Here is a 9,545-nt window from a genome sequence, read left to right on the forward strand (position 1 = left end):
TAAAACCATGGCAGGATTGCAGTTTCATCCTGTTCCTTTTAGCCGTTAAGTCCTTCCCACCATTTGTATATTGTTTTACCACCGTCAATGGTACATGCGCCATCCTTCAGTACACAGGGACTTCCTGCCAATCTTTCTTCAGCTCTTAGTTCAACATATTGGAAAACCGGCTTTACATAGACTTTCACTCAATTCACCTCCTTAATGAAAAAATCAGACTTAATGAAGTTATCAATTCACATTAACAACTTTAAATCATGTACCCTAGAAGTTATTATGGGCAGTAAACACTACCCCGTCCGGAGTTACCGTGTCCACTAGGCAGGTACCGTTGCATACGCTCCCTGCCAGCCTTTCTTCTGTTCTGAGTTCTATACACTCAAAGACCGGTTTGATGTAAATTTTCATAAACTTCACCTCCTTTAGTAGATTTATGTTATATATAAAGCACCTTGTTCCCTAGCATACCAGTCGTTATAGACCATACATCCGGTAAGTATAAAGGGGCATAAGGTACTTTAATCAAATATAACCTGTCTGGATGAAAATTTATGATTTTCACAGATTTATAATGTTTTTGCGGGTTACTACCTCCATTCTCTTATGTGCCGTTTCACACAGATATGGTGCAGGTTTATCATAGCAACCTGTTTCAGTTAGAAGTCTTGCAGGGCAGCGTGAACAATACTCCTTTACAGAGCATTCCGAACACGGATCACAGTTAGGTATGACAGAACAAAGCTTCTTCAGTCCCTCCCAGGCTTGTAAAAACCCAGTCTGTAAAGGATAGGTTTCCGGTTTGTTCATTATTCCGCATGCAAGCATCCGCCCATTCCAGGATATCCAGAAGCCGCATTTCCCTGCAGAGCAGCGGAAGGGATCCTCTTTTTCTGAACTTGGTGCCAATAGTTCTCCATTTGATTTCCCGCTTTGCTCATAATCATCCAGATTATCGTATGTAGCCGGATCCAGCGTTATCTCTCCATGCTTCCTTTTATTATATTCGGTAATACTCATCTCATATTCGGCCAGTTCTTCCGGAGACAAGCGCTCTCCTTCAGGGTCTGAGCAGCATCCCTCTCTCCTCGGGGAAATATAGTTGACAACCCCGAATTTAATATTTCTCTTTTCAGCAAATGCAGCAATTCTATTGAATTCATCCTTATTGCCCCTGACTACCGTCGTTTTGACTTCTACAACTATTCCCTCGGCAATAAGCAGGTCAATCCCCCGTACTGTCCGTTCATATCCATCTGCAAAGCCACACACCTTTTCATACATTTCCGGTGTCGAACCGTAAAGAGTAACACTAACCTTCGACGGCGGCCTTTTTCCGAGCCACTTCGCAATTTCCGGAGTAATCATTGTTGCATTCGTATAAATCTGAATAATAAAACCCATTTCGGAAATCTGTTCATAAATTTCCTTAAAATCTTCACGCAAAAAAACCTCTCCACCAGTCAAAAGCAGAAATAGAACTCCTGCATCCCGCATCTCTTTTGCAAGGCGTATCCATTCCTCTGCCGAACGCTCATTTGCCATTGTCTGCTTATCGTTTACCGGCTGACACACATAACACATTTTGCATTTGAGGTTGCACCTGGGTGTCAGTTCAAATGCTCCGGATATCGGCAATCGCTTTTCTTTGGCGGCCGAAATCAGTTTATTGGTCAATTCCGTCCATGTATGAAGCATTTATTCTATCAATCCTTTCTGCTCCAAAGCCGCTATCAGCTCATGGATATCCTCTCTTGCTGTATCCTCGTCAATATCATATTCCGATGTTATGATACTGATCAGCTCCTCTGTCTCCGCTCCTGCATCAAGCATCTTCCATATAAGTGCGCCACTTTCACTCAGGGTCATTAATCCATTGAACTCAACTACTCTCTGCCCAAGTGGAACTACTATCCATGATCCTGCAACCTCGCGCAGCATAAAACCACTCTTAATCTGCATCTATACCCTCCGTAATTCAAAATAAGTATTGTGCCTCCCGGGTTAGCACAATGAATCAGCTTAACGAATACTCTTACAGGTTACATTCACTGCCTGGTATAAATAAAATTCCCGTATTTAGGATATAGCGGAACAATACAGGAATTTTTCTTCTAAAAGCACCATGCTGTTTACTAATAAATACTATATTACCATATTATTACAAACTCATAAAGATAATTTTAAAATTTTACAGTTTTATTGACACTACCGTTTATATCTGCGTACTACCAATCATGCAATATTAAGTCTTGAGAAATAATGCTGCTGCGGCTGGTTTTGCGGCTATGTAACCGTATTTTCCAGGTCTGTCTTTCCGCTTTATATGGATTAATCATTGCCCTTTTGAGAGGAAATATTCCCCTTATTATATATTTATAAAGTATTATTATCTTTGACTTGATGAAAATCCGCCATTAATGTATAATATTTCCAGTAGTTTTATGGATGGTGTTTAAAATATTTTTAGACGGATGGTACTGATTATGGATAAATATGCAGTAATTATGGCAGGTGGCGGTGGTACAAGATTTTGGCCCATATCAAGGCAGCATAAACCGAAGCAGCTCTTGAATATAAGCGGAAATGATGTAATGATAAATGAAACTATCAAGAGGCTATTACCACTGATAGACATTCGAAACATCTATATAGTTACTAATGAAAAGCAGGGTGAAATCATAGGCAACCTGATAATGAAGGATTTCCCGAAGGAAAACATACTGTATGAGCCTGTGGGAAGAAATACTTCGGCCTGTATTGCTTATGCAGCCTTTACTATCAGAAAAAAATCGGAAGATGCAGTCATGTGCATCCTTCCCTCCGATCACTATATTTCGGATGAAAATAGATTCATCAAGCTTATGGATAGTGCCTTTAGAAGTGCAAAAACAACAGACAAGCTAATAACTATAGGCATCAAGCCTTCCTTTCCCTCGACAGGGTACGGATATATCCGCTACAACAAGGAAATGGACAAAACAGCGGATTTTATGTATCCGGTGGAAGAATTTGTAGAAAAGCCGAACATTACTCTTGCCAAGAGTTATCTTGAAGACGGGAATTACCTTTGGAACAGCGGCATGTTCATCTGGAGGGCTTCTATAATTTTGGACAACATAAACAGATATATGCCCAGGCTTTATAAAAGCTTTAACAATATATACGAGCATATCGGCACAAAGTCAGAAAAAGAGATGCTGGGAAAAATCTACCCGTCACTGCAAAGTATATCCATTGATTACGGAATTCTTGAAAGAAGCGATGATGTCATGGTAATTCCGGGCGAATTCGGATGGAACGACGTAGGAAGTTGGGACTCCCTTGGTTTTATTTTTCCTACGGATGAAAATGGCAACATAGTAAAGGCAAAACACATAGGACTTGATACAAAAAACTCAATAATATATAGCAGCGGAAAGCTGATTGCAACTATCGGACTTGAAAATCTCATCATAGCAGATGCCGGCGATGCCATACTTATATGTCCGAAAGAAAAAGCACAGGATGTAAAGGCTCTGGTAGAAAAACTTAAGTCCTGCGATATGGGGGATTACATATAGTTCTCCTTCCTGCTTGAAAGATGATTTATGCACTTGACGCAACGTATTAACCTATATATTGATACACAAGCTCTACAGCATCTTTATCCGGCTTGCATTTAAGCAGATAAACAGGCGTAATCTCAATAATTTTCCCTAAAATATCTATAGCTCTCTCCATAAGCTCCCTTCCACAATACGTAAGGAAGCATCTTGGCATAAGCCGTTCTACAGCTTCATGGCACCTGAGCGTGCGTATACTATTCTCCACTGCCTGTTCCAGTACTATAATAGCTGTTAAAGGGACGCTATGATTCAGGAAGTCCGGCGTCTTCCCACTCCAGGGTGTACCGGATACAAAAGGCCGTTCGTCCAGCAGCCTTACCGCAGGACGGTCCCCGTTCAGTATCCTTGCTCCCATATGAGTTTTCCAAAGATTTGCCTGGGTCGATTTACCGGTCCCCCCAGGAGCAGAAAACATAATACCTCTGTCTTTCCATTCTATAGCAGCTGCATGCATTACAATACCCCGATGAAACGGTATACAGCTGCAGAATAATATTTCACTCAGTATACCGGTAGCCGCGCGTTCACTGTGATGATTATCCTTAATATATGAAATTGTCGCACAACTCCAACCTTCATTTGCATCAAGCCTGGATATGACCCTATCGCAATCATCCACTCCAATAAACGCAGACAGGCTGTTATTCCCATCTGTTCCTATGGCCCACTCTACCCCACCGTCTATCGTTGTCTGTCCTTTAGGTCTATAAATTTTATCAATACTTTTCAGTGAGATTTTCAAATCCGGCCTTCCTCTCTTCTGTGTGAAAAATGGTTCAAACCGGCCCAGCATATATGTATTGTCGGCTTCTATTTCAATAAGGACGCCTGCAATATCAGCTCTAAACATGGAAAACAGTCCTCCAAAAATCTCATCGGGATGTAAGCATGTTGTCTTTATTTAGTCGTGTCCGTTTATATTGCCTGCATCCCGACACTTACTAAGGCAGCTGTACAAGCAGCATATACAGTCAAAGCGATTATCCTAGAAACTGGCTCCCTGCCTGCTGTTGGTAATATTGCAGGTTATGTCCTTGCTTCCATTGTTTCTGTCTTTATAGCAGTTGTCTGCCAGTCTTTCCTCCGATAATAGTTCTACAAATGTAAATGTTGGTTTTACATATTTTTTCATCATATTCACCTCCTATTATTTTTATAAAGCTTCCTTAATCTTGCATGTTCACACAGGTATTTTGAAGGTATATCAAATGAGCCTGTTTCATTTTTCAGTGCAGCAGGGCATGTCATACAGTAATCCTTCAATTCACACTCCCTGCACTCTTTGCAATGAGGTGTCGAGTTACAGAGTTCCTGCAAATATCTCCATGCTTCGTAGAAGCCCTTTTCGGACGGTAAAGTGTGTGGAGAATCTGCCAACCCGCAGGGAAGCATCCTGCCGTCCCAAGTAATCCAGAAAGCGCAGGTGCCCGCCGTACAATAAAACGGACTGTTACCTTCTTTAACTGGTGCATCAGCAGCAGTTGATTCATCATCCGACTTGCCGGCAAACGCTTTTCCGCCTGTCCCCGCACTGCTTGATATATCATCCGCCCTGTTACGGAAATACTCTTCTACCTTTATTTCATACTCGACTAACTCCCGGGGAGATAAGCGCTCTACCCCTGACAGTCTATTATGTTCATCCCTGCGTGGAGACACATAATTAACAATGCCGAGTTTTATCCCCCTGTCTCCTGCAAGCTCTGCTATCTTCTCAAAGTCACTGCTGTTATCATGTATCACGGTTGTTCTTAATTCCAGAGTAATTCCCTCTTCCCTAAGGAAATCTATACCCCGTATGGCACTTTCAAAGCCCTCTGCATATCCGCAAACTTTTGAATATGCCTCCTTCGAAGCACCGTATAATGATACTTCCATTTTTAAAGGCGGGATTTTTCCCAGCCACTTCGCAACATCCGGCGTTATCATAGTTGCATTGGTATATATTTCGATACCAAAACCCATTCCTGACATTTCTTCATATATCTCTTTAAAATCCCTCCGCAAAAAAACTTCGCCTCCGGTTAGCAGTAGGTAAAGCATGCCGGCATCACGCGCCTCACCGGCGAGTTGTATCCATTCCTTTGCAGAAAGCTCGTGTTCTATGGCTATTCTGTCTCCAGCCGGACGGCAGACATAACACATTTTACATTTAAGATTACAGCGTGCGGTTAGTTCAAACTGTCCAGTTATTGGTACCTTCCTGTCTTTTGCCTGCTTCACCAGTTTGTTGCCCAGTTGACTCCATGAAATACCCACTATTCACAAAGCCCTCTTTCTAGCATATTGGAAATAAACTCCTGAACATCAGCTCTTGCGGTAGCCTCATCGATATCATACTCTTTCAAAACAAGATCAACCAGTTCATCCTCATCAGCGCCTTCTTCCAGCTTCCGCCAGAGTGATGCTCCACTCTCGCTTAAAGTCATTAGCCCATTGAATTCTACTACCCTTTTCCCTAAAGGCACAACTATCCATGACCCTGCGACTTCCCTCAGCATGAACCCGTCTTTGATTTTCATCAGCACTCCCCCTAAACGACAATTAAGTCCCCAAGCAAAAATATATTTTCTGTCTATATTCCCATATTATAACATATCTGTAGTTTGTATGTAATACCATTTATCTATTCCAATGCAGACAATCGCCTTTATCGTCCACTATATATCGCTTCTTCAAATAACTTCCCCTACATTATTATCCAGTGTCCAATTTTTAAATCGGTAATACTTATTAATTTTGCCTCCCCAAACTCTTTTGTTACAGATCCTCTCGTCATCGCCTGAGTAAACTTCTTCCATATAAGCCTCCCACGATGTTTCTTTATTTCATCTTTTATTTCTCTTTTATAATCCATGACCGGACACCATTTTTAAATATTCCCCCAGGCGTTAGCATTCCTGCTAAAAACATTCCTGTTTCTCTTCCACCTGTATCATTGATTGACATATCTTCCTGGAACAATTTATTTAGCTCAAGCCATTCATCTCTTTCTTGTTGAGTAGTTGCAAAATACCAACCAAAGTTAAGTTCTAATAGCATTGTTTGAACACAATCCACTAAAGTTTGCATCACTAGTTTTCCAAACTGGCGAAACAATGCTTGTTGCTGGACGGTATTCTATTGGTGTATCTTCACCCGTCCCCTTTGTAATCGTACCGCTTATCGCCTTCTGAGTCCACTCAAGCAGGGTATTAGTCTATAACCGATATCTTGGCAAAGTATGTATATATGGTGTCATAGTAAGGCCCATTCCGGTCTACGCCTGCAAACAATTTCTTTATATCGGTTGCAGCCCCGTTTATATATATCCTACTATAATTCTGAATTGATATATATATCCTTTTTACTCCCTTGTAATACTCTCCATGGACTGCCGCACTTGTGAATCCGTAATAGGTTTTGCTAGATAGTAATATGTTTGTGCAAAACCCTTTATTCTACTGGGGTAGACCGGAATTGAATGGGTTATAATATTGAAAGGTACTGCTTTATATTCTATATGTAGCAATTTGCGTAAAATAGCAGATTTGATGACCTGCAATGATGCATAGGACAAATTTTCAAAAACAAGGATGGAATACTCTAAGTGAGTCTCCCACCTATTTGTAAAGTACTAAGAATAAGATATCTTCTATTTTGATTTATTTTCTTTATTTATTTTTTTAATTTTATCAATTCTTGAATCAGCTTTAAACTCATTATAAAAATCATCTACCGTCCTTGCATCACTTAATCTTACGATAAAAGAGGCCGGAAGAATAGTAGCATTCTCTCCCTCAAATAGCTTTTCACTCCCAAATAATTTTGCAGCTTTTTTAACTTGTTCTTCCTTAGTCACTAATTTATAGGTATTTACACTCTTGTGATTATCTAATACCATCTTAAGGGCATCAACTTCTGCATCTTTCAGTTCTACTTTACAGAATAATTCAACATTTGCATCTGATAATTCTTGCGTTGTAGCTTTAGAAGTTATGGTAGCTTTGTTATTATCTTTAAAGCAAGTAGTAAAATTAAGAGAAAGAAGAACAACTAAAACAGAAATTAATAAAAATTTCATTTTGCTTAGCATATAAATTCCTCCTGTTAGACTTCAATAAACAATAAAATTCCCCGGAAAACATAAGTTAACCGGGGAGTAAACCATCATTTTGCAAAAGGGTCATGCTCTATTATCATTTTTGGTAATGATTCCTTTAATTCTTTGGCTAACTCAGATATCTCATTTTTTTCTTCACCGTTTAATTGTAATTCCGATGAATTATTAAGTGCTTTTTCCACCGCACTCATAACTATGTTGTACTGACCAATAAAAATTCTATTACCGTATTTTTGAATATTCTTGCCAATAATCAAAGAAAAAACTACATATTCTGTTAATCCTTCCGACATTGAACCCTCATATGCATCAAAGCAAACAGTACCTGTTTCAATCGGACTGTTATAATAATTTCTTGGCATTTTCACTTCAAAGGTATAGCCGATAAAATCTTTTATTTCCGCCAATGTATAATCTCTCACAAAATCACTCCTTTAAGGTACTAGTCTCACATTGTTATTGTGAACAACCTCAATTGTTATATTTTTATATTTCTGAAGGAGTTGAATCACCACGTCCTGACAACTTAAACACGGTTCTAACTCTGTGAATAATTTAATTGTACCTGTTGCATTTACGTCGTTACCTAGTTGCTTTGCTATGTCGTTAAGTATCTTATACTCAGAGTCAATGTCTCTTAAAGTTCTTCTTCCGTCAGATGTCATTGCATAACATGCTTGAAAAATCGGGTTTGTTGGTTTAACAGATATATCTGCAACTGCATCTTTTGCTAAACGTGCATCATCAAGTACATCGATTAAATTATGTGCATAAAATTCATTTTTAAGTCCATAAATATCAACTTTTGCTAAAGCTACAGTTCCTCCTTTTTTCAAATCGCTTGGCAATAGCCCCCTTATTTGTTTTACTCTATCCATCATAGAGAACTCTGTAATTGCATTAATTATCCTAATTGAACGCCTTGACGCTGCATTTGCTGCTGCATCAGCTATATTTCCACCCTTAATTAGAACTTTTGCTTCGTCACCATACTTTAGTACACCGAATACAGGGAGTATGCCAACCACATCTAATGCAAACTGAGTGCCATGTTCTCTGCTCCATTCCCAATGCGTTATATCATATGATACATCTCTTATATCACCAGGCAAGTCTATTCCAATTACCCCTGTTAACACTTGACCAATTGTACCAGACAGAGTAACATTGTCATAGTAATTTCCTTGAATAACCTGTCTAGCCCCACCTTTAACATCTTCCTTCACAGTGCTTGCTATCAAGCCAGTAAGATACTCACTGAAACCAGAAATTGTACCATACTTCAGATATTGTTCAATTTTTTCAGCAACAATTTCAGCCTTCTCATATTCTCCATTTTTTATCAATTCATTTCTAACTAAGCAAGTATAATAAATTCCTTCCCAAGCCTCACCAATAGCATTTTCATTAAGGAAATCTCCACTAAATCTAAAAGGTAAGCCCATATTTCTAGCAATATTGAACTTTATATATTCAGGCTTTGTTTTAAGAGAATTTAATTCTGGAGCAAGCTTCTGTAAAAAATTTTGAGAGCTTACAATTTGAATATACTCGTTTGAATTAACTACTTTATTGTAATACTCATTTATTATTGGTTCAGCTGTAGTCCAACTCCCCCTTGTATTACTTATTCTATCAGATTCATTATGGATAATACCAGCCTTTTCTGCAAATACATCATCGTCAAGTGGCTCTGGATTACCCGTCCCCTTTGTAATCGTACCGCTTATCGCCTTCTGGGTCCACTCAAGCAGGGTATTAGTCTTTGCACTGTCTATCAGGCTGCCATACCTCGACTTCAGCCACACTTCCCCATCATAGTACTCGCTTACAAAGTT

14 protein-coding genes are annotated in these 9,545 nt (G+C 39.4%); 1 reads left to right on the forward strand and 13 read right to left on the reverse strand.

The window, feature by feature from the left end; translation table 11 throughout:
• Window positions 1-38: 38 nt before the first annotated feature.
• The 4 genes from N3I35_00780 to N3I35_00795 form a co-directional block, all read right to left on the reverse strand.
• Window positions 39-188, reverse strand: coding sequence for a hypothetical protein (locus N3I35_00780; GenBank protein MCX8128620.1), 150 nt, complete (start codon window positions 186-188; stop codon window positions 39-41).
• A gap of 76 nt (window positions 189-264) precedes the next feature.
• Window positions 265-408, reverse strand: coding sequence for a hypothetical protein (locus N3I35_00785; protein MCX8128621.1), 144 nt, complete (start codon window positions 406-408; stop codon window positions 265-267).
• A gap of 150 nt (window positions 409-558) precedes the next feature.
• On the reverse strand, window positions 559-1,695 hold the full coding sequence (locus tag N3I35_00790; GenBank protein MCX8128622.1) for a radical SAM protein: 1,137 nt from the start codon (window positions 1,693-1,695) through the stop codon (window positions 559-561).
• Complete coding sequence (locus tag N3I35_00795; protein ID MCX8128623.1) at window positions 1,696-1,959, reverse strand: PqqD family protein; 264 nt, start codon at window positions 1,957-1,959, stop codon at window positions 1,696-1,698.
• Between the two features lie 524 nt (window positions 1,960-2,483).
• Here N3I35_00795 and N3I35_00800 point away from each other — a divergent pair.
• The gene (locus N3I35_00800) at window positions 2,484-3,560 is read left to right on the forward strand and encodes a mannose-1-phosphate guanylyltransferase (GenBank protein MCX8128624.1); all 1,077 of its coding nucleotides are present in this window, start codon (window positions 2,484-2,486) and stop codon (window positions 3,558-3,560) included.
• A 46-nt stretch (window positions 3,561-3,606) separates the two neighbouring features.
• Here N3I35_00800 and N3I35_00805 read toward each other — a convergent pair whose 3' ends face one another.
• From N3I35_00805 to N3I35_00845, 9 genes are all read right to left on the reverse strand, one after another.
• Entirely contained in the window at window positions 3,607-4,455 is an 849-nt protein-coding gene (locus N3I35_00805; protein ID MCX8128625.1) for a hypothetical protein, read from the reverse strand.
• A gap of 135 nt (window positions 4,456-4,590) precedes the next feature.
• Window positions 4,591-4,740, reverse strand: a complete 150-nt coding sequence (locus N3I35_00810) for a hypothetical protein (protein MCX8128626.1) — start codon at window positions 4,738-4,740, stop codon at window positions 4,591-4,593.
• 2 nt (window positions 4,741-4,742) lie between these two features.
• A complete protein-coding gene (locus N3I35_00815; protein ID MCX8128627.1) occupies window positions 4,743-5,864 on the reverse strand; it encodes a radical SAM protein in 1,122 nt (373 codons plus the stop codon).
• Window positions 5,864-6,127 (reverse strand): PqqD family protein, encoded by a 264-nt coding sequence (locus N3I35_00820; GenBank protein ID MCX8128628.1) that lies wholly within the window; start codon window positions 6,125-6,127, stop codon window positions 5,864-5,866. The genes N3I35_00815 and N3I35_00820 overlap by 1 nt, the downstream gene beginning before the upstream one ends.
• A 167-nt stretch (window positions 6,128-6,294) precedes the next feature.
• Complete coding sequence (locus tag N3I35_00825) at window positions 6,295-6,462, reverse strand: hypothetical protein (GenBank protein MCX8128629.1); 168 nt, start codon at window positions 6,460-6,462, stop codon at window positions 6,295-6,297.
• Window positions 6,441-6,677, reverse strand: a complete 237-nt coding sequence (locus tag N3I35_00830) for a hypothetical protein (protein ID MCX8128630.1) — start codon at window positions 6,675-6,677, stop codon at window positions 6,441-6,443. The genes N3I35_00825 and N3I35_00830 overlap by 22 nt, the downstream gene beginning before the upstream one ends.
• Window positions 6,678-7,239: 562 nt before the next feature.
• Window positions 7,240-7,680, reverse strand: coding sequence for a permease-like cell division protein FtsX (locus N3I35_00835; GenBank protein MCX8128631.1), 441 nt, complete (start codon window positions 7,678-7,680; stop codon window positions 7,240-7,242).
• 74 nt (window positions 7,681-7,754) lie between these two features.
• Entirely contained in the window at window positions 7,755-8,129 is a 375-nt protein-coding gene (locus N3I35_00840) for a hypothetical protein (GenBank protein ID MCX8128632.1), read from the reverse strand.
• A 12-nt stretch (window positions 8,130-8,141) separates the two neighbouring features.
• Window positions 8,142-9,545 (reverse strand): hypothetical protein (locus N3I35_00845; GenBank protein MCX8128633.1); only part of this gene is annotated, 1,404 nt, incomplete at its 5' end.

It is taken from the genome of Clostridia bacterium (assembly GCA_026414765.1).
GTDB lineage: Bacteria > Bacillota > Clostridia > Acetivibrionales > DSM-27016 > SKW86.

What these genes read in the sequence shown, in the direction of transcription:
- N3I35_00785 (MCX8128621.1), bottom strand. Translation starts at nt 408, where the DNA reads ATGAAAATTTACATCAAACCGGTCTTTGAGTGTATAGAACTCAGAACA.
- N3I35_00790 (MCX8128622.1), bottom strand. Translation starts at nt 1,695, where the DNA reads ATGCTTCATACATGGACGGAATTGACCAATAAACTGATTTCGGCCGCC.
- N3I35_00795 (MCX8128623.1), bottom strand. Translation starts at nt 1,959, where the DNA reads ATGCAGATTAAGAGTGGTTTTATGCTGCGCGAGGTTGCAGGATCATGG.
- N3I35_00800 (MCX8128624.1), top strand. Translation starts at nt 2,484, where the DNA reads ATGGATAAATATGCAGTAATTATGGCAGGTGGCGGTGGTACAAGATTT.
- N3I35_00805 (MCX8128625.1), bottom strand. Translation starts at nt 4,455, where the DNA reads ATGTTTAGAGCTGATATTGCAGGCGTCCTTATTGAAATAGAAGCCGAC.
- N3I35_00810 (MCX8128626.1), bottom strand. Translation starts at nt 4,740, where the DNA reads ATGATGAAAAAATATGTAAAACCAACATTTACATTTGTAGAACTATTA.
- N3I35_00820 (MCX8128628.1), bottom strand. Translation starts at nt 6,127, where the DNA reads ATGAAAATCAAAGACGGGTTCATGCTGAGGGAAGTCGCAGGGTCATGG.
- N3I35_00825 (MCX8128629.1), bottom strand. Translation starts at nt 6,462, where the DNA reads ATGGATTATAAAAGAGAAATAAAAGATGAAATAAAGAAACATCGTGGG.
- N3I35_00830 (MCX8128630.1), bottom strand. Translation starts at nt 6,677, where the DNA reads ATGCAAACTTTAGTGGATTGTGTTCAAACAATGCTATTAGAACTTAAC.
- N3I35_00835 (MCX8128631.1), bottom strand. Translation starts at nt 7,680, where the DNA reads ATGCTAAGCAAAATGAAATTTTTATTAATTTCTGTTTTAGTTGTTCTT.